At 52.9% G+C, this 19,093-nt stretch carries 15 protein-coding genes and 1 tRNA gene; 6 read left to right on the top strand and 10 right to left on the bottom strand.

What is annotated here, in order from left to right; genetic code table 11:
* Positions 1–5: 5 nt before the first annotated feature.
* Entirely contained in the window at positions 6–713 is a 708-nt protein-coding gene (gene rsuA / locus JKP81_RS01770; protein WP_200550380.1) for a 16S rRNA pseudouridine(516) synthase RsuA, read from the bottom strand.
* 149 nt (positions 714–862) lie between these two features.
* On the opposite strand from rsuA, the gene JKP81_RS01765 reads away from it, so the two are divergent.
* Together JKP81_RS01765 and rplY are read left to right on the top strand one after the other, a co-directional pair.
* The gene (locus tag JKP81_RS01765; RefSeq protein ID WP_200550379.1) at positions 863–2,623 is read left to right on the top strand and encodes a DEAD/DEAH box helicase; all 1,761 of its coding nucleotides are present in this window, start codon (positions 863–865) and stop codon (positions 2,621–2,623) included.
* Positions 2,624–2,746: 123 nt separating this feature from the next.
* Positions 2,747–3,031 carry a 50S ribosomal protein L25 gene (gene rplY / locus JKP81_RS01760; protein ID WP_065370493.1) on the top strand — a complete coding sequence of 95 codons (285 nt, stop codon included), beginning with the start codon at positions 2,747–2,749 and terminating at the stop codon, positions 3,029–3,031.
* Positions 3,032–3,254: 223 nt separating this feature from the next.
* On the opposite strand, the gene yejK is transcribed toward rplY, so the two are convergent.
* Positions 3,255–4,262, bottom strand: coding sequence for a nucleoid-associated protein YejK (yejK, locus tag JKP81_RS01755; protein ID WP_200550378.1), 1,008 nt, complete (start codon positions 4,260–4,262; stop codon positions 3,255–3,257).
* 133 nt (positions 4,263–4,395) lie between these two features.
* Between yejK and JKP81_RS01750 the strand changes: the two genes are divergently transcribed.
* The 3 genes from JKP81_RS01750 (at position 4,396) to JKP81_RS01740 (ending at position 6,555) form a co-directional block, all read left to right on the top strand.
* Positions 4,396–4,623: a YejL family protein gene (locus JKP81_RS01750; protein WP_200550377.1), complete on the top strand. Its 228-nt coding sequence runs from the start codon at positions 4,396–4,398 to the stop codon at positions 4,621–4,623.
* A gap of 18 nt (positions 4,624–4,641) precedes the next feature.
* Complete coding sequence (yejM, locus tag JKP81_RS01745; RefSeq protein WP_200550376.1) at positions 4,642–6,402, top strand: LPS biosynthesis-modulating metalloenzyme YejM; 1,761 nt, start codon at positions 4,642–4,644, stop codon at positions 6,400–6,402.
* 76 nt (positions 6,403–6,478) lie between these two features.
* Positions 6,479–6,555, top strand: a tRNA-Pro gene (locus JKP81_RS01740).
* Positions 6,556–6,672: 117 nt separating this feature from the next.
* Here the strand turns inward: JKP81_RS01740 and JKP81_RS01735 are convergent.
* A complete protein-coding gene (locus JKP81_RS01735; RefSeq protein ID WP_200550375.1) occupies positions 6,673–7,629 on the bottom strand; it encodes a DUF2786 domain-containing protein in 957 nt (318 codons plus the stop codon).
* A gap of 288 nt (positions 7,630–7,917) precedes the next feature.
* Positions 7,918–9,573 (bottom strand): malate dehydrogenase (quinone), encoded by a 1,656-nt coding sequence (gene mqo / locus JKP81_RS01730; RefSeq protein ID WP_200550374.1) that lies wholly within the window; start codon positions 9,571–9,573, stop codon positions 7,918–7,920.
* 276 nt (positions 9,574–9,849) lie between these two features.
* Here mqo and JKP81_RS01725 point away from each other — a divergent pair, with 276 nt between their 5' ends.
* The gene (locus JKP81_RS01725) at positions 9,850–11,085 is read left to right on the top strand and encodes a SulP family inorganic anion transporter (protein ID WP_200550373.1); all 1,236 of its coding nucleotides are present in this window, start codon (positions 9,850–9,852) and stop codon (positions 11,083–11,085) included.
* Here JKP81_RS01725 and mgtE read toward each other — a convergent pair.
* The 6 genes from mgtE to JKP81_RS01695 all read right to left on the bottom strand — a co-directional run bounded on the left by mgtE (position 11,048) and on the right by JKP81_RS01695 (position 18,422).
* On the bottom strand, positions 11,048–12,484 hold the full coding sequence (gene mgtE / locus JKP81_RS01720) for a magnesium transporter (RefSeq protein WP_200550372.1): 1,437 nt from the start codon (positions 12,482–12,484) through the stop codon (positions 11,048–11,050). The genes JKP81_RS01725 and mgtE overlap by 38 nt on opposite strands.
* A 147-nt stretch (positions 12,485–12,631) precedes the next feature.
* Positions 12,632–14,275 (bottom strand): multidrug ABC transporter permease/ATP-binding protein, encoded by a 1,644-nt coding sequence (locus JKP81_RS01715; protein ID WP_200550371.1) that lies wholly within the window; start codon positions 14,273–14,275, stop codon positions 12,632–12,634.
* A gap of 73 nt (positions 14,276–14,348) precedes the next feature.
* The gene (gene alkB / locus JKP81_RS01710) at positions 14,349–14,999 is read right to left on the bottom strand and encodes a DNA oxidative demethylase AlkB (protein WP_200550370.1); all 651 of its coding nucleotides are present in this window, start codon (positions 14,997–14,999) and stop codon (positions 14,349–14,351) included.
* Positions 14,999–16,060 (bottom strand): bifunctional DNA-binding transcriptional regulator/O6-methylguanine-DNA methyltransferase Ada, encoded by a 1,062-nt coding sequence (gene ada / locus JKP81_RS01705; protein ID WP_200550369.1) that lies wholly within the window; start codon positions 16,058–16,060, stop codon positions 14,999–15,001. Before ada ends, alkB begins: the two co-directional genes overlap by 1 nt.
* A 72-nt stretch (positions 16,061–16,132) precedes the next feature.
* Complete coding sequence (apbE, locus tag JKP81_RS01700; RefSeq protein WP_200551048.1) at positions 16,133–17,170, bottom strand: FAD:protein FMN transferase ApbE; 1,038 nt, start codon at positions 17,168–17,170, stop codon at positions 16,133–16,135.
* Between the two features lie 109 nt (positions 17,171–17,279).
* Positions 17,280–18,422 (bottom strand): porin OmpC, encoded by a 1,143-nt coding sequence (locus tag JKP81_RS01695; protein ID WP_200550368.1) that lies wholly within the window; start codon positions 18,420–18,422, stop codon positions 17,280–17,282.
* Positions 18,423–19,093: the final 671 nt, after the last annotated feature.

The raw sequence follows: 19,093 nt of genomic DNA, 5'->3' as shown, positions 1-19,093 counted from the left end.
CTGAATTAGCGGGGTGGCATGCCAACGCTGGCAATTTCGTCTTCGGTTAATGGCCGGTATTCGCCCGGTTCGAGATCCGCGTCAAGCTCAATCGCACCAATGCGCTCACGGTGCAGGCCTACTACATGGTTGCCGACGGCGGCGAACATCCGTTTGACCTGGTGATAACGCCCTTCGCTGATGGTCAGACGCACTTGTGTTGGCGTGATAACGTCCAGCACCGCAGGTTTGGTGAGATCTTTTTCATTATGCAACTGTACGCCACGGGCAAACTGCTCAGCGGTGTCATCTGCCACCGGTGATTCAAGCGTTACCAGATAGGTTTTTTCGCAGTGATGGCGCGGCGAAGTGATGCGGTGCGACCATTGACCGTCGTCGGTCATCAATACCAGACCGGTGGTATCAATATCCAGGCGCCCCGCCGCGTGCAGCTTATGCGCCACCGGCTCATCGAGGAAATAGAGGACCGTCGGATGATCCGGATCGTCCGTCGAGCAGACGTAGCCTTCTGGCTTGTGCAGCATAAAGTAGCGCGGGCCATTTTGCTGAACGAGGGAATTGCCGTCGTATTCAACCTCGTGTTCGGGTTGCAGTTTAAAGGCGGTATCTCTGACGATCTCACCATTGACCGTAACGCGCTGGCCGCGGATTTCACGCCCGGCAATAGCGCGGCTGACGCCGAGTTGCTGAGCGATAAACTTATCAAGTCGCATGAAATTTTTTTGCCTGTATGGTGCTGGGTGCGGGCAATGCGCCCGAAAACAGAAATGAGTACCCAAACAGTATAACGAGCATCACAGACCGCTCAAAGGAAAGATTCGTGGCATACTGTGCAGTGTGAATGTGTAACCCCTGCGAGATAATGACTTTTACCTTACGCCCCTATCAACGCGAAGCCGTGGACGCCACCCTCGCCCACTTCCGTCAACATGCCGAACCTGCAGTCATTGTGCTGCCCACCGGTGCAGGAAAGAGCCTGGTTATCGCCGAACTGGCGCGGCTTGCGCGCGGGCGCGTATTGGTACTGGCGCATGTTAAAGAGCTGGTGGCGCAAAACCACGCGAAGTATGTCGCGCTTGGGCTGGAGGCCGATATTTTCGCCGCCGGTCTTAAAAGCAAACAGAGCCACGGCAAAGTGGTGTTTGGCAGCGTACAGTCCGTCGCGCGTAATCTGGCGCAGTTTCAGGGTGAGTTTTCCCTGCTGGTGGTCGATGAGTGCCACCGCATCAGCGACGACGATGACAGCCAATATCAGCAAATCCTCAGCCACTTGCGCGAAGTGAACCCTCACCTGCGTTTGCTAGGCCTGACGGCGACACCTTTTCGCCTCGGTAAAGGCTGGATTTACCGTTTTCACTATCATGGAATGGTGCGCGGTGATGAAAAGGCGCTGTTTCGCGACTGCATTTATGAACTGCCGCTGCGCTACATGATTAAACACGGTTACCTCACACCGCCAGAACGGCTGGATATGCCGGTCGTGCAGTACGATTTCAGCCGTTTGCAGGCGCAAAGTAATGGCCTTTTTAGCGAAGCGGATTTAAACCGTGAGCTGAAAAAGCAGCAGCGCGTTACGCCGCACATTGTTAGCCAGATTGTTGAATTTGCGCAGACGCGCAAAGGGGCGATGATTTTTGCCGCCACCGTTGAACATGCACGCGAGATAACGGGCTTGTTACCTGCCAATGACGCAGCGCTAATTACTGGTGAAACCCCCGGTCCGCAGCGTGATGCCTTAATCGAAGCCTTCAAAAATCAGCAATTTCGCTTTCTGGTCAACGTCGCGGTGCTGACAACGGGCTTTGATGCGCCGCATGTAGATTTGATAGCTATCCTGCGCCCGACAGAATCCGTCAGCCTGTATCAGCAAATTGTCGGCCGCGGCCTGCGCCTCGCACCGGGAAAAACTGACTGTTTAATCCTTGACTATGCGGGCAACCCGCACGATCTCTACGCCCCGGAAATCGGCGCGCCAAAAGGAAAAAGCGATAATGTGCCGGTACAAGTGTTCTGCCCGGCATGCGGTTTTGCCAATACCTTTTGGGGAAAAACCACCGCCGACGGTACGCTGATTGAACATTTCGGTCGCCGCTGCCAGGGCTGGCTGGAAGATGATGACGGTCACCGCGAACAGTGCGATTTCCGTTTTCGCTTTAAAAACTGCCCGCAGTGCAACGCAGAAAATGATATTGCCGCCCGGCGCTGTCGCACCTGCGATACGGTGCTGGTCGACCCGGACGATATGCTAAAAGCGGCGCTGAAACTGAAGGATGCTCTGGTGCTGCGCTGCAGTGGCATGACGTTGCAACAGGGTGCGGATGAAAAAGGCGAATGGCTGAAAATTACCTATTACGATGAAGATGGCGCGGATGTCAGTGAGCGCTTCCGTCTGCAAACCGCCGCGCAACGTACCGCCTTTGAGCAACTCTTTATTCGCCCACACACTCGCACGCCAGGCGTGCCGCTGCGCTGGATTGTCGCAGCAGATATCGTGGCGCAGCAGGCGTTATTACGCCACCCTGATTTCGTCGTCGCGCGCATGAAAGGCCAGTACTGGCAAGTGCGGGAAAAAGTGTTCGATTATGAAGGGCGTTTCCGGCGGGCACATGAATTACGGGGATAAACGCGCTTTTGATTGATGTATCGAACATTCAGGGATAGAATACCGCCCGCTTTTGCATCCGCAAAGCCGATCATCTGCCTGTTGCTGGGTCGCCTGTAACAGGATTATTTAAGAGAGATTCAAATGTTTACTATTAACGCAGAAGTACGTAAAGAGCAGGGTAAGGGTGCGAGCCGCCGCCTGCGCACAGCGAACAAGTTCCCGGCTATCGTTTACGGTGGAACTGAAGCGCCAATCGCTATCGAACTGGATCACGACAAACTGTGGAACATGCAGGCGAAAGCTGAGTTCTACAGCGAAGTTCTGACCATCGCTGTTGATGGCAAAGAAGTAAAAGTGAAAGTTCAGGCTGTACAACGTCACCCGTACAAAGCCAAACTGAACCACATCGACTTCGTTCGCGCTTAATCGCCGACAAGTTGAAGAAACCCCGCTTCGGCGGGGTTTTTTTATGCCCGCTCGCTATCGATAAGCGGCTGGCCCATACGTGAATAGTCCTCTTTCACTGCCTGCTCCTGTTTAAGCTGGTTGAGCAATGTTCGCGCGCAGTAATGTGAAATCGATACCCGGGTTAAGGGCTCCCGTGGGGGCGTAAAGCAGACAACCTGCCCAAACGGGCAGGTTCAGAGGATCACTTCCCGCCGGACAAACGGCGTTGCAGCTGGTCGCGCAGATTCGGCGGCGTACCTTTAATGGTCAGCGTATCGGTCGCCGGATCCCAGAAAATGCGCTCACCGAGTAGCAAAGCATCGAAATTGATGGTCAGGCCGCCACCGCTACCGGCATATTTGGTCAGCTGACGCAGCGTGCTGCGATCCGCCGGGAAGCTCTCTTCCAGCTCGTAGCCCTGACCTGCGGTGAACTCCTCGAAACTGACTTCGCTCACGCCTGCCAGTTCTTTGGAGAGCGAGGCCAGTTCAATCTCTTCGCCCGCCTGCAACTGCTCGTTACAGTAGGTGTAAACCTGCTGGCGCACCGTCTGGCGTTCTGATTTGTCCAGCTCCGCCTGTGCGGTAAAATCGTCCACCGCTTGCAACAACCCACGATTTTGCGCTTTGGCGTTCAGCCCTTCGCTAGCCCCGAGGAAATCCATAAAGAAATCGGCGACTTTTCGCCCTACCCGGCCTTTCAGAAATGTCAGGTAGCGCGTCGACTCCGGATTGGTTTCCCACTCCGTGAGATCGATACGCGCGACAATATCCGCATGGTTAATATCCAGATAGTGTGTAGAGCTGATATCCAGATGTTCATTAACACGCATGCTGCTTAAGTTGTTCAGCACCGCAATCAGCAGATATTCCACCGCCAGGTAACGGTAGTGGCAGAAAAGCACAATACCGCCATCAGCGAACGGATATTTTGCCAGTTCATCACGTAAGCGCCCGGTTGCCGCACGGCTGAAGGCCAGAAACTCTTCTTCACCCTGGCGCTGAAGACGCAGCGCTTGTGCCAGCTCGCTCTCATCATTAAACAGGCCGTAGGCTTTATTTTTCGCACTGTAAACCCGGTGTAATTCAGCGACCATCTCTTCAACAGGCGCGGTGGGTTCCAGCAAAGAATCGCGCAGCACCAGTTCGAGGGTTTGCTCATCACGTTTGATAAGCTGGTGCAGGGCAATCTGGTTGATGTCCAGACTCATGATAAACTCTCCTTTTAGACCGGCGGTATTCAACCACCACCAACGCGACTGTGCAACTGCTGATAAAAAAGCAGAAAAAAAGCTGTTGCTACGGTAATATGTTGCCCTTTCATGAACAGACTGATTTCGATTTATGCCACAAATCTCCCGCTACAGTGATGAACACGTTGAAAAGCTTCTGAGTGAGCTGGCTAACGTACTGGAAAAACACAAAGCACCGACCGATCTCTCCCTGATGGTGTTGGGCAATATGGTGACGAACCTGATTAACACCAGCGTCGCCCCCGCACAGCGTCAGGCTATCGCGAAGTCTTTCGCGCAGGCGTTACAATCGTCCATCGGCGACGACCACGCGCATTAAGGGAAATATCGACAGTTTATGGTGACTAATCGTCAGCGCTACCGTGAAAAAGTCTCCCAAATGGTAAGCTGGGGGCACTGGTTCGCGTTGTTCAACATTCTGTTGTCCATCGTGCTCGGTAGCCGTTATCTGTTTGTTGCCGACTGGCCGACCACCCTCTCCGGGCGTATTTACTCCTACCTGAGCGTGGTCGGGCATTTTAGTTTTTTGGTGTTCGCCACCTATCTGCTGGTGCTGTTTCCACTGACATTTATTGTGATGTCCCAGCGGCTGATGCGCGTGCTGTCCGCGCTGCTGGCAACCGCTGGCATGACGCTGTTGCTGATCGACAGCGAAGTCTTTACCCGTTTTCACCTGCATCTCAACCCGATCGTCTGGGAACTGGTCATTAACCCGGACCAGAACGAAACCGCGCGCGACTGGCAATTAATGTTTATCAGCGTACCGGTGATCCTGCTGATTGAGATGTTGTTTGCGACCTGGAGCTGGCAGAAACTGCGCAGCCTCACCCGGCGTCGCCATTTCGCCAAACCGTTGGCCGCTTTTTTCTTCGTCGCCTTTGTTGCCACCCATGTGATGTACATTTGGGCCGACGCCAATTTCTATCGCCCCATTACCATGCAGCGGGCGAATCTGCCGCTCTCCTACCCGATGACCGCGCGTCGTTTTCTGGAAAAACATGGGCTGCTGGATGCGCAGGATTACCAGCGTCGCCTTGTTGAGCAAGGCAACCCGGAAGCGGTATCGGTACAGTATCCGCTAAGTGATTTGCGTTACCAGGATATGGGTTCCGGCCAAAACGTGTTGCTGATTACCGTCGACGGTCTCAACTATTCACGTTATGAGAAACAGATGCCGCAGCTGGCGAGTTTCGCCCAGCAAAACGTCACGTTTACGCAGCATATGAGTTCTGGCAATAGCGCCGATGGTGGCTATTTCGGTCTGTTTTATGGCATATCGCCAAGTTATATGGATGGCGTGCTGTCGGCGCGTATTCCGGCGGCGCTTATTACCGCCTTTAACCAGCAGGGTTATCAACTGGGGCTGTTCTCTTCCGATGGTTTCAGCAGCCCGCTCTATCGCCAGGCGCTGCTATCTGATTTTTCGCTACCCGCTGCAAAAGTGCAGAGCGATGAGCAAACCGCCGACCAGTGGATTAGCTGGCTGGGGCATTATGCACAGGAAGATAATCGCTGGTTCTCGTGGATTTCGCTAAACGGCACAGCGTCTGTTGATATGACGCAGCCAGGCTTTGCCCGTAAATATGGCAAAGCCGCGGCCAGTGTCGACGATCAAATCGCCCGCGTGCTGGATGCCCTGCGCGCCTCCGGTAAGCTTGATGACACGGTGGTGATTATTACCGCCGGACATGGTGTTCCGGAAAGCAAAGAAGATAACCATTTTGACTGGTCACGCAGTCGGTTACAGGTGCCGCTGGTTGTGCACTGGCCGGGGACGCCGGCGCAACGCGTTAGCAAATTAACGGATCATAAAGATATTATGACCACGCTGATGCAGCGACTGCTGCATGTCAGCACGCCGGCAAGCGAGTATTCGCAAGGCCAGGATCTGTTTAACGCCACGCGCCGTCATAACTGGGTAACCGCTGCCGATAGCGACGTGCTGGCGATTACCACGCCGGAACTAACGCTGGTGCTGAATCAGAATGGGAATTACCAGACCTGGAATGCGCAGGGTGAGAAAATTCGCGATCAGAAACCACAACTCAGTTTGCTGCTGCAGGTTCTGACGGATGAAAAACGTTTTATCGCTAACTGATTGATTAATTATGAATCACTCAGCCTGCCCTTAGCTTGCAATCAGCCATGAAAAGGGTACTATTAGCGCCACATGTCGGCACGTAGCGCAGCCTGGTAGCGCACTGTCATGGGGTGTCAGGGGTCGGAGGTTCAAATCCTCTCGTGCCGACCAAAAAATCCCAAGAAAACCAACCTATTACGGTTGGTTTTTTTATGTCTGCGATTTGCCTAAGGTAAAACAAAGGTAAAATGAAGGTAAAACATGTGGCTTGTTACTAAAAGCAGGCTATTACGAAGCGTCAACCACCGTGCAATTGACAACACTCCCGCCCTGATAGGTCAGTTTGAATTTTTGTCCGACTCCCGGAACGGATTTATCCGGCAAAGAGAGCGAATAGCCATCAGGTAGAATGTGCGTTGACTCTTCAACCAAAAAATTATTGATATCCACTTTCCATTGTGGGCTAAATATATTACCGCGAGCATTCACGCAATCCGCTTTTAAATTATATATTCCTTTGCGCCCATATGAGCCTTGCGCGGTAAGTTTGCTATCCGCGGAATTGTCATCGAATTGATCAAATATATTCGCTTTCTTATTCTGGTTACTATCTTGCGGCTGCTCTGTTTTACGTTTAGCCGTGGGTTTAGCCGCCGAGATTTGGATCTGTTTTTGAAGCGCAGCTATCTTTTCATCTTTATTGTCTAGTTGTAAGCGCAACGCATCAATACTCTCGTTCATTGAATTATTCGCAGCAGCACCGCCAAAAACATAACCACCAACAGAGGCTACTCCTGTTAATAAAATCAGGGTCTTTACCCAACCGCGCAAGTCGCTCAGCTTTTCGCCTTGCCGTTTTATGGTTTCCTGCGCCGCAGCCGCAGCCGGGCCCAATACGTTTAAATGTGCCTCGTGCTCTTGCGAGATACGGTGCCATTTTATAGCAAGTTCCTTGGCTTCACGCAGATCGGCATAATTGCTTCCGCCTTTTCTGGCAGCTTCTAACTCACGCTCCAGGCGCGAGTTGGCATGGCGCATACTTTCATATGTTTGTTGCAAATCAGCATATTCAGATCTCAGTAATTCCAGCTCGGCATTCCGTTCAGCTTTCGAGGCCAAAAAGTCTTTCGGATTCAGCCCCTCTTTCTGCATGATGCTGGCAGCCATTTTAAGTGCCTGTGCCGCTTCATTTGCGCTGGAATTATTCAGTGCTGAACTGAGCAGCTTATTTATTTTAGAGATCATTATGTTTACCTATAGAACAATCCTGTTCATATTTATCGCACCGTCTTGAAAGACTGGCGATTCTAACAGGAAAACGCCACGACTTAAGCCATATATCAGGAATATCTGATCCGTTAATTTTTATTTCATATTGAAATTATTTAGGATCAATATTAATTATACTGAAAAGTCATTGCAGGCAGAAAACGATTAATTACTTCTTTTCCGTGAAATACCAACGTAATTAATCTGCCTTATGCATAAAAAAATCCCGGCGATTTTGCCGGGATTTTCATTTTACAAAAGCAATTACAGCGCAATATCCGCAACCTGCTCGCCGTCGTTGTGCGGCTGTGTTGTCGGTTTTTGCACTGGCGGCGTGATATCTGCCACCAGCGACTCGTCGCATTTCAGGCCGAGGATCTCGCTGGTGTAGCGCAGTTCCTGGTCAGCGGCTTCAATATTGCCATTCAGCTCGGTGCCGAAAGAAGGAATGATCTCTTTCAGTTTTGCCTGCCAGGCATCAGAAGCGAAACGCTCAGCGAACACTTTTTCCATCAACTCCAGCATGATCGGCGCTGCGGTCGAGGCGCCCGGTGACGCGCCAAGCAGCGCGGCAATGGTGCCTTCTTTATCGCTCACAACTTCGGTTCCGAGGCGTAAAACACCGCCCTTGCCCGTTTCGCGTTTGATGATCTGCACACGCTGACCCGCCTGCCATAAACGCCAGTCCTCTTTCTGCGCCAGCGGATAGTACTCACGCAGCGCGTCGAAGCGGTCGTCCTCATTTTGTAGCACCTGGTTAACCAGATATTTCACCAGGCTGAAGTTGGTCATCCCCACGGTCAGCATTGGCAGAATGTTCGACGAGTTAGTCGAACGCAGCAGATCCCACAGAGAACCGTTTTTCAGAAAACGCGTCGAAAACGTGGCGAATGGCCCAAACAACAGCACGCGTTTACCATCGATAATGCGCGTATCAATATGCGGTACCGACATAGGAGGCGCACCCACGGTCGCCTGGCCGTAGACTTTCGCCAGATGGTGGTTGACCACCGCCGGGTTTTCCGCCACGAGGAATTGCCCGCCAACCGGGAATCCCGCATAGTCTGCCGCTTCCGGAATTCCGGATGCCTGCAACAACTTCAGCGCTGCGCCACCGGCGCCAATAAAAATAAACTTCGCCTTGATGACCTGTTCCGCGCCACTTTGCAGGTTATGCAGCGTCACATTCCAGCTATTATCGGCATTGCGTTTGAGACCGCGCACTTCAGTGCCCAGTTGCAAAGCGAAGTTCTCTTTTTTCTGCAATGAACCAATCATCTGGCGCGTCAGTTCGCCAAAGTTCACATCGGTGCCGATTTCGGTACGCGTGGCGGCAATTTTTTGCCGGGCATCGCGCCCTTCCATCACCAGCGGCGCCCACTGTTTGATCTGTTCAGCATCTTCGGAATAGCGCATACCGCGGAACAGGGAACACTGCTGCAACGCTTTGTAGCGCGCGCGCAGGAAGTTCACGTTATCGTCGCCCCAGACGAGGCTCATATGCGGCACGGTATTGATAAATGAACGCGGTTCGCGCAATACGCCGGTTTTCACCTGATGCGCCCAGAACTGGCGAGAAATGCGAAATGCTTCGTTGATTTCAATCGCTTTTTTAATACTGACAGAGCCGTCCGCGCTGCGTGGGGTGTAATTCAGTTCCATTAAGGCGGCATGCCCGGTTCCGGCATTATTCCAGCCGTTCGAGCTCTCTTCCGCCAGGGCATCCAGCCGTTCCACCATGGTAATCGACCAGGTGGGTTCGAGATCCTGCAACCAGGTTCCCAACGTGGCGCTCATGATCCCACCACCGATTAAAAGCACATCTGTTTCCTGCTCTTTCGATGCGGACATTTTTGCTGCTTTTGAGACAGCATTAAGCCCGACAGCCATCGAAAACAGCCTGGCAGTCATTTTTTTCATGATGATATTGCCTTACTTTTAGTGCTGCTTTATTCGCATTTATTGAGGGTAAAGTAGTTAGCATCCCTACCGTAGCACTTAAAAAGTGAGATTTAAATAATGTTTAAACATTAAATATTCATTGTATTAATGTTACTAATAAGTTGATTTTTTGCATTAAATTTAACACTTATTGCTGGTCACATTGGCTGGAAATCTGCTATCATCCCCCGCTTTGCTGAACGCAGGGATACTGTTTGTCACTGTTTTTCTGGCAACCCTCACCTGCGAACCTTTATGACTGAAAAAACAACCCATTCTGCACTGCGCGTAAGCCACCTCCTGCGCTCACCTCAGCTTTTTACCCGTGAAATTCTGGCAGGCGTTATCACCGCGCTGGCGCTGATCCCGGAAGTTATCTCATTTTCTGTTATCGCAGGTGTGGACCCGAAAGTAAGCCTGATTGCATCAGTAGTGCTTTGTTTTAGCATGTCTTTGTTCGGCGGACGCCCGGCTATGGTCACGGCGGCGGCGGGATCAGTCGCGTTGGTTATCGGTCCGATGGTTCATCAAAACGGTGTGGAATACATCTTGCCGGCGGTTTTACTCGCGGGTGTGATCCAGATTATTTTCGGTCTGAGCGGAATGTCGCGGCTGATGCGCTTTATCCCACATGCAGTTATGACCGGTTTTGTTAATGCACTGGGAATTTTGATTTTCTTCGCTCAGGTACCGCATTTCTGGCATAAAGATCCCCTGATTCTGGCACTGTTCGCCCTCACCATTCTGATTGTGCTGTGGCTCCCGCGCTGGGTTAAAAGTATTCCTGCACCGCTGGTGGCGATTGTGCTGCTCACGGCGTTCACCGTTTTTACCGGTCAGTTGCTGCCCACCGTGGGGGATGAAGGTTCTATGCAGGGTGGTTTGCCAGGCCTGACGCAATGGCTGGTGCCATTGAATCTGCATACGCTGAGCATTGTCTGGCCCTGTGCGCTGAGCATCGCGTTTGTCGGCCTGATGGAGTCTCTGCTGACCGCCAAATTGGTCGACGATCTGACACATACGCCATCTAATAAAAGCCGGGAAAGCACCGGGCTTGGGATCGCGAACATTCTGGCAGGCTTCTACGGCGGGATTGCCGGGTGCGCCATGATCGGCCAGACCATTGTCAACGTGGAGATGGGCAAAGGCCGCACGCGTATCTCGACCCTTGCTGCTGCGCTGGTGCTGTTGTTGCTGGTAACGGCATTAAGCAATGTGATGGCGAAAATCCCGATGGTGGTATTAGCGGGGATTATGGCGATTGTCGCGTTTAAGACCTTTAACTGGAACAGTTTGCAACCTGCGACGCTAATGCGAGCGCCGGTTGTTGAAACGCTGGTGATGCTGGTCACCGTGGTTGCCACCGTCAGCACCGGTAATCTGGCTATCGGCGTTGTTGCCGGGCTGGTTACGCTGGCGATTACGCCAGCGGCGCTGCGGGAAAAAAGCCTGTTTACAGCAAAAAAATCGTCGCCAGCCCAAGAAAAATAAAGAAGCCGCCGGTATCGGTAATGGCGGTGATCATCACGCTGGAGCCGACCGCCGGGTCGCGCCCCAGCCGGGTCATCACCATCGGGATTAATACCCCCATTAGCGCCGCCATCAGCAGGTTCAACACCATTGCCAGCGTCATCACGCCGCCCAGCGCCGCATCGTCGTACAGCCACCATGTGACACCGCCCATAATCCCGCCCCACACCAGGCCGTTAATCAGCGCCACACCCATTTCACGCAGAATAAGAAAGGTAAAGTTTCCCGGCTGAATGTTCTGCAAAGCCAATGCGCGAACAATCATGGTTATGGTTTGATTCCCCGTATTGCCGCCGATGCCAGCGACAATCGGCATCAACGACGCCAGCGCCACCAGTTGCGAGATGGTGTGTTCGAAACCATCAATGACACGTGATGCGATAAACGCAGTACATAAGTTGGTTGCCAGCCATACCCAGCGAGTTTTCACCGCTTTACTTACCGGGGCGAAAACATCTTCCTCGGTACTCAAGCCCCCCATCTGGCGCATATCGTTGTCGGTCTCTTCGTACACCACATCAACGATTTCATCGATGGTCAAACGCCCCATCAGCATGCCGTTTTCATCCACCACCGCCGCGCTGAGTAAATTGTCACGCTCGAAGGTGCGCGCCACTTTTTCCGCTTCGTCTTCGGGTGAGAAGGTGACCGGATCGGCATCCATCACTTCGCTCACCCGCCGTCCGGCGGCGTTAAGCAGAATAGTTTGCAGCCCAAGCTCACCCATTAGCCGATTATCACGTCCGATAACAAACAGTTTATCGGTGTTCTCCGGCATTTTACCGAGACGGCGCAGATAGCGCTGGACAGCCGCCAGCGTGACTTCCGAGCGGACAGTGATGACTTCAAACGCCATAATTGCGCCGACGCAATTTTTACCATAACGCATGACCTGCCGCATACGGGCGCGCTCTGATGGCGGCAATGTCGCCATCAGCCGCCCGGTGAGGTTACGCGGCAGATGCTGCACCAGCCAGATTTGCTCATCGATATCCAGCGTATCAAGCGCGTCCAGCAGCGCACGGTCGCTCATCTCATCGATCAGGTCATCCCAGACGTTTTCGGACGCTTCCAGCAGCACTTTACCGCGCTTATCATCATCGATGAGCCGCCATAACGCATGGCGTTCAACCACCGGCAGCGCTTCAAGGGTGTCAGCTAAATCCGGGGGCGGCAGATGCGAAACCAGCACTTTCACTTCGGCGAGATCGTGCTCAAGCTCGGCACTATCGACCTGCTCAACCAGCGTGATTTCGCCAAGCAGCGCGGCGGTGAGCGGTTTATGGGTGGTGAGCAGCCAAATCAACCGCGCACGCTCTTCGTCGCGCAGTTTGACGCTGTTTTTTTTGATAACTGGCATTGGCCGGTCCCTGAGTGTGGCAAAGCGCTCCGAAGCCAGAGCAGAGTAGCCTTAAGCATAGCGGGAGGTTTTGTAAAAAATAATAAACAGCGCAGGCGTTTGGATAAAAAACCAGCGAACGCCCCCTCGGCAGAAGGGGCGTTTTTGTCAGGCGGTACGTGCTACTGCGTCGCGGGAAGCGTGCGCACGCTCTTCACCCACCAACTCGGTGAGCTGGCCGTTGCGCATCTCCAGCAGGCGATCGGCATGCTCGAAGTAGTGATCGTCATGGCTGATGGCAAAAATGGTTTTGCCCATCTGCTGCATTAACGGAAGTAATACCTGGTAGAAATCACGGCGGAAATGCGGGTCCTGATCCGCCGCCCATTCATCCAGCAGCAAAATATCGCGCTCTTCCGCCAGTGCCAGCAGCAACGCGACGCGTTTTTTCTGCCCTTTCGACAGCTTCAGATTGAGGATCTTGCCGTTGTTCAGCTCCAGCTTGTGCGACATTTTCAGTTGCTCAAGCCACTTTTCCACCAGCGCCGGATCCGCCTGCTTGCCTTCCGGCCCCAGCAGGTCGTCAAACAACCAGACGTCGGTAAAGACCGCCGAAAATAATTTGCGGTAATCTTCCGGTTTATCCTGCGCCATCGGTTTGCCATCAAGCAGGATCTCGCCGGAAACCGGCTGATACAGCCCGGTTAACAGCATCGCCAGCGTCGACTTGCCGCTGCCGTTGCCGCCAATCAAAAACACCAGCTCGCCGCGCTTCAGCGTCATGTTGACGGGGCCAATCGCGAAGTCGTTGTCCTGATATTTAAAGGTAACATCGCGCAGTTCCAGCGTTTGCCAGTTTGGGAAAGCCTGCGGACGAGGAAACTCGGCTTTATAGGGTGCCAGCGCAAACTGTTTGAGTTTTTTGAAAGCCACCTGCGCACTAAGTAGCGTGGGCAAGGCACCCACTGCTGACAGCAGCGGCGTGCGCAAAAAAAGCAGCGTCAGGGAATACGTTGCGGCGACATTGGTATCCGCCCAGCCGAGGCTGTTTGCCATCCAGAACACCAGGCCGATTGCGCCCAGCATCATAATATTCGACCAGTTTACCGCGCTTAAATGGAACGTATCCGCGCGGATAATATGATGGCGATACTCACGCGCATCCGGCAGGTACATCTGGTCGAAAATGTGTTCCGCACGTTCGCGGTTGAGGTTCAGCTCCTTGCGCCCTTCCAGCACGGTCTGGAAATCGTTGTACAACTTGTCTTCTGTTTCGCGCAGCCTCGCCATATGTTTGTACACACGGGAAACCAGCACGAACCCGCCCCAGATGGTCAGCGCCATCCACAGCACAGTGATCAGCAGCATCTTGCCAGAGAGCATCGCCAGGTAGATACAGGAACCGATGGTCAGAATAATGCCCTGCACCAGTTCCGGCAGGCGCACAAAGGCGATGGTGATATTGCGCACGTCGCTGGTCAGACCGGCCAGCAGCGCAGCACTACCCAGTTGTTCAATGCGCTCGACCGGGGTGTCGAGAATACGTTTGATAAATTCACTGCGCAGACGGAAGACAAAACGGTGACCGAGCGTAGTCAGCGCCAGTTGCGATCCCAGCGTCACCGCCATCAATAACAGCAACAGACCGAGAAACTCCGGTAATACGGTCAGTGATATATCCACCGTTTCAATCAGCCGCTGGTTAATAAAAGCAATCAGGCCGATACCAAACGCGGCGCTCAGGAGGGTAAGCGCGAGCACACCGACAAAAGGCCAGCGATACTGACGCCAGACAAGAAGGAGAAGTTCCATAACAACACCCGGTCAACAAAATCAGCCAGCAGTTTAAACGGCTATCGGGTTACATCAAGAATAATTCTTATTTTTATTCGCCATTGCCTGCCTGGCGAAATGTCAGGTTGTAGCGGCACTCGCCGGTTGCCGGGTGATAGCCGCCTTTTAGCGGCGCAATGCCGTGGTAAAAGAGCCGCGACTCGCCGCCCCATACGACAACATCGCCGTGTTCAAGCATCAGCCGTTGCAGCGGATCGCTACGTTTCAGCCCGCCAAACTGGAAAACGGCCGGTAAACCGAGCGACACAGACACAATCGGCGCACGCAGGTCGGGCTCATCTTTATCCTGATGCAGAGACAATTTCGCACCGGGCACATAACGATTGATAAGACAGGCATCCGAACGGAAATCCGGATAACCCGCCGCCTCGCTCGCCTGCTGGCACAACGCAGAAAAAGCCGCAGGCATCGGCGGCCACGGCTGTTGAGTTAACGGATCGACCGGCGCATAGAGATAACCACGCTTGTCGGTGGTCCAGCCGAGTTTGCCACAGTTGGTCATCGCCACCGACATGGTATAACCGCCAGGGGTGACCATATGGCGCAGCGGCGACTGGCTGACCACCTGCGCAATACCGCGTAACAATTGGTCGGCGGGTGCTAATGCTAGGCGCCGCAACACAACAGCGCCCGATGCCAACGGTTCCTGCCAGGGTTGTTCTCCGGAAAACAGATCGAGCATTACGTCTCCTCTTTGTTACGTTCTCGCTGGAGCAACTGGGCTTTGCGCGCTATCCCCCAGCGATAACCGGAAAGCGCACCATCGCTGCGCACCACGCGATGACAAGGGATCACAATTGCCAGTTTGTTTGCGCCGCAGGCGCTGGCAACCGCCCGCACCGCTTGCGGTTTACCCAGCTTTTGCGCCAGTGCCTGGTAACTTACCGTCTCACCAGCGGGGATTTCGCGCAGTGCTTGCCATACCTGTAGCTGGAAAGCGGTGCCGCGCAGATCCAGCGGCAGCGTAAAGGGGGCATAGGCATTGTCGAGCCGACCAATAACGTGCGCCACACGTTCGCTGAACGCATCATTCGCCAGCGCACGCTGGGCGCGCGGGAAGATCGCCTGCAACTGGGCAAGAAGCTGCTCGTCACTGTCGGCCAGTAAAATGGCGCAAATTCCACGTTCGCTCTCCGCCACCAGGCAGCGTCCCAGCGCGCAGTCGCTCAAGGTATACCAGACATCAGTTGCATCGCCGCCGCGGCGAAACTGCTGTGCCGTCATCCCCAGCGATGCATCGGCCTGGCGGTAATAACTGCTGCTATCCGGGAAGCCGGCAGCCAGCACGGCGTCGGTAACGGTTTCACTGACAGTCAGGGTGTTGCGTAAGCGGCGAGCGCGAAAAGCCAGTTGCCAGGCCTTTGGCGTCATACCGGTAACGGATTTAAATAAACGGTGAAAATGATAAGGGCTAAGTGCCACTTCGGCGGCCAGTTGCTCCAGCGTGATGGGCGTATCCTGCTCCAGTAAACGGCAGGCTTTGGCGACTTTATCCAGCCGCTGTTGCTGCGGGTGGGTTTTATCCGGCTGGCAGCGCTTACAGGGGCGAAAACCAGCGTCCTGCGCGCTCTGCACATCAGGATAAAAACGCACATTCTGGCGCAGGGCGTGGCGTGCCGTGCAAGAGGGGCGGCAAAAAATGCCGGTGGTCAGCACGGCAAAGACAAACTGACCATCGACCTGCGCGTTACGGGCCAGCACCGCTTGCCAGCGCTGTTCATCTAATAATGTGGTGTCGTTCATGTCAGGCTCCTCATGTAAGCTTAGCCTCACTGTGCCCGTATGCGCGGATCCAGACACCCGCAATCTTGCGGTTTAATTTTTTTTACTTAGCAGGAACGCAGAAAACTGCGGCGACATCCAGGTGCGGAAACCGTCGCCGTCTTTGATAATCATAAATACCGCCAGCCCTTCCCGCTTCACTACCTCTTTTGCCTGCTCGGTGCCGAGCACCATTAAACCGGTGTCCCAGGCATCCGCTTCCAGCGCCGTGGGCGCGATAACCGTGACCGATACCAGCGCATGCTGGATTGGCCGCCCGCTACGTGGATCGATAATGTGTGAAATGCGTTTGCCGTCCAGCTCGTAATAATTACGATAGCTGCCAGAGGTGCTAATGCCATGACCGTTGATATCGACCACCGCCTGGGCAACATTCTCACGATCGGTCGGTTTCTGGATCGCCACGCGCCACGGCTGGCCTTGCGCGTTCATGCCCCGGCTGGCTAATGCGCCGCCAACAGAAACCAGATAACGCGCGATCCCTTCCTGCTCCATTAACTTTGCCAGGTGATCCGCCGCGTACCCCTCGCCTACCGTCGAAAGGTCAACAAACAGTTCCGGCAGATCTTTTTGCAGGAATTGCTCCCCGGCGCGGTTGATCACGGTTAAATGCGCTAAACCGGTACGCGCTTTCGCCGCATCAATTTGTGCCTGACTCGGCGTTTTTACCGGCTGTTTATCCGGGCCAAAACCCCATAAATTAACCAGCGGTCCGACGGTGATATCCATCGCGCCATCCGTTTTTTCACCGACACGCAGCGAGGTGGTGACAATATCCGCCATCTCAGCGCTGACCGGCCACGGCGCGGTGCTGGTCGAGTGGTTAAAGCGCATTAGCGCGGAGTCGTCCTTCCAGGTCGACATCAGATGATCGTCAGCATCCAGCTGCGTTTGTATTTTCTGCTGCAGGGTTTGTGCCTGTTGCGGACTGATATCGACTACACTCACGCGCCAGAAAGTGCCCATGGTTTTGCCTTCCAGCACGGTGGGCTGTGCCTTGCTACCGGTGTCGCAACCGGCCAGTAACAACAACGCCGCGACTACCCCGGCACGAAGAAAAATCATCTCTATCTCTCGTTATTTGTTAACCCGCGGCAAGCCTACACTAAAACGCAAGCTTTGGCCGACGCGGGCCATAAAAAAGGGGCCTTTCGGCCCCTTAATAATCACGGTTGTTAACTTAGAACTGGTAAACCAGGCCCAGAGCAACAACGTTGTCGGTGGCAATGCCAGCGGCTTTGGTGAAGTCGTTGTCGTCCAGCAGGTTGATTTTGTAATCAACATAGGTGGACATGTTTTTGTTGAAGTAGTAGGTCGCGCCAACATCAATGTATTTCAGGATATCCTGGTCACCGAAGTTAACAGTGCCGGTATTGTTGCTGACATCCTTACCTTTAGATTGCAGGTAAGCGATAGACGGGCGCAGACCGAAGTCGAACTGGTACTGGGCAACCACTTCGAAGTTCTGCGCTTTGTTGGCAAAACCGTATACATCTGATGGGGAAGAACCATTGGAAGTACCAAAACGGGTTGCGTTATAGGTCTGAGAGTACTGTGCTGCCAGGTAAATATTGTTGGCGTCGTATTTCAGGCCGCCGCTGTACACTTCCGCATGATCGCCTTCGCCGAACAGCGCATCATTGTTGGTCGCGTTCTGGTCAGCAGTACGTTTGGAAGAGGACATCGCGCCGCCCACGCTAAAGCCTGCGCCCAGATCGTAAGTCAGAGATGCGCCATAACCGTCGCCATTCTGGTTCAGCAGGCTGCGGCCGTTGGTATTCTCACCGCTTACGCTACCGTTTTTACCCTGGTATTGCAGAGCAAAGTTCAGGCCATCAACCAGACCGAAGAAGTCAGTGTTACGGTAGGTTGCAACGCCGTTAGCACGGGACTGCATGAAGTTATCTGCACCGTAGGTATCGCCGCCGAACTCCGGCAGAACGTCGGTCCAGGAAGTGACGTCGTAGATAACGCCGTAGTTACGACCGTAGTCGAAAGAACCTGCATCAGCAACGCGGATACCGGCAAAAGCCAGACGAGTCCATGCCTGGTCGCTTGCACCTTCTTCGCTGTTCGCCTGAACGTTGTATTCCCACTGACCGTAGCCGGTTACCTGATCGTTAACCTGCGTTTCACCTTTGAAGCCGAAACGGACATAGCTCTTATCGCCGTCGGAACCGTTGTCGTCAGAGAAATAGTGCAGACCGTCTACTTTGCCGTACAGATCTAATTTGTTGCCATCTTTGTTGTAAACTTCAGCCGCATTCGCTGCGCCTGCTACCAGCAGAGCCGGTACCAGGAGGGACAGAACTTTAACTTTCATTTTATTAACCCTCTGTTATATGCATTTTTATTGCCACTGCTTGCCGATCAACCCTCTAATCAGCTGGCAAAATCATTGTGCTTAAAATAGAAAAATAATCCAACGAGAATATGATACGAAAACTTTGAAGATGTTTCATACATAATGATAGATGTTTCATTTTGTAAATTTTAGGGAACTTTTTTTCGCACAAATAGCTAAACAAATACGCACGAATAATCAAAAACAAATAAAAAATACTTTATAAACAACATAATAGTACAAATAAAAATCATAGCACTGATTGCAAAACCATAATCTTCAATCGCAACTAAAATACCTAACGCTATCATCATTAACTTTATTTATTACCGTCATTCGAATCTGAATGTCTGTTTACCCCTCTTATAACCGGATGCTTCGCATTCGGTTTTTTTTTACTCTTATTTACGTAACTTGAATAATTATTTAGATATAATAACGATTTGTAACGACTATTAATTAATCAATTACTATGCCAGATATTTCTCATTGACACATTCGTCAAATTAATCGTTTGTTATTTATCGCGTTCTTTCTGCAACCAACCGGTAAATATATGTACAATTTTTCCAGGTTGTACATATTTGCCGCTGCGTTTAGTCAATGTGTCTATCCCATGTTTTCGAGATTGAAACGGGAAAGAGAGTCTG

It is taken from the genome of Kosakonia sp. LAM2021, assembly GCF_016620385.1.
GTDB lineage: Bacteria > Pseudomonadota > Gammaproteobacteria > Enterobacterales > Enterobacteriaceae > Kosakonia > Kosakonia sacchari.
The sequence above is the reverse complement of the archived record's forward strand: the minus strand, read 5'-3'. Positions and strand labels throughout refer to the sequence as shown.

Coding starts and splice junctions, on each gene's coding strand:
- rsuA (WP_200550380.1), bottom strand. CDS start 713: ATGCGACTTGATAAGTTTATCGCTCAGCAACTCGGCGTCAGCCGCGCT.
- JKP81_RS01765 (WP_200550379.1), top strand. CDS start 863: ATGACTTTTACCTTACGCCCCTATCAACGCGAAGCCGTGGACGCCACC.
- rplY (WP_065370493.1), top strand. CDS start 2,747: ATGTTTACTATTAACGCAGAAGTACGTAAAGAGCAGGGTAAGGGTGCG.
- yejK (WP_200550378.1), bottom strand. CDS start 4,262: ATGAGTCTGGACATCAACCAGATTGCCCTGCACCAGCTTATCAAACGT.
- JKP81_RS01750 (WP_200550377.1), top strand. CDS start 4,396: ATGCCACAAATCTCCCGCTACAGTGATGAACACGTTGAAAAGCTTCTG.
- yejM (WP_200550376.1), top strand. CDS start 4,642: ATGGTGACTAATCGTCAGCGCTACCGTGAAAAAGTCTCCCAAATGGTA.
- JKP81_RS01735 (WP_200550375.1), bottom strand. CDS start 7,629: ATGATCTCTAAAATAAATAAGCTGCTCAGTTCAGCACTGAATAATTCC.
- mqo (WP_200550374.1), bottom strand. CDS start 9,573: ATGAAAAAAATGACTGCCAGGCTGTTTTCGATGGCTGTCGGGCTTAAT.
- JKP81_RS01725 (WP_200550373.1), top strand. CDS start 9,850: ATGACTGAAAAAACAACCCATTCTGCACTGCGCGTAAGCCACCTCCTG.
- mgtE (WP_200550372.1), bottom strand. CDS start 12,484: ATGCCAGTTATCAAAAAAAACAGCGTCAAACTGCGCGACGAAGAGCGT.
- JKP81_RS01715 (WP_200550371.1), bottom strand. CDS start 14,275: ATGGAACTTCTCCTTCTTGTCTGGCGTCAGTATCGCTGGCCTTTTGTC.
- alkB (WP_200550370.1), bottom strand. CDS start 14,999: ATGCTCGATCTGTTTTCCGGAGAACAACCCTGGCAGGAACCGTTGGCA.
- ada (WP_200550369.1), bottom strand. CDS start 16,060: ATGAACGACACCACATTATTAGATGAACAGCGCTGGCAAGCGGTGCTG.
- JKP81_RS01695 (WP_200550368.1), bottom strand. CDS start 18,422: ATGAAAGTTAAAGTTCTGTCCCTCCTGGTACCGGCTCTGCTGGTAGCA.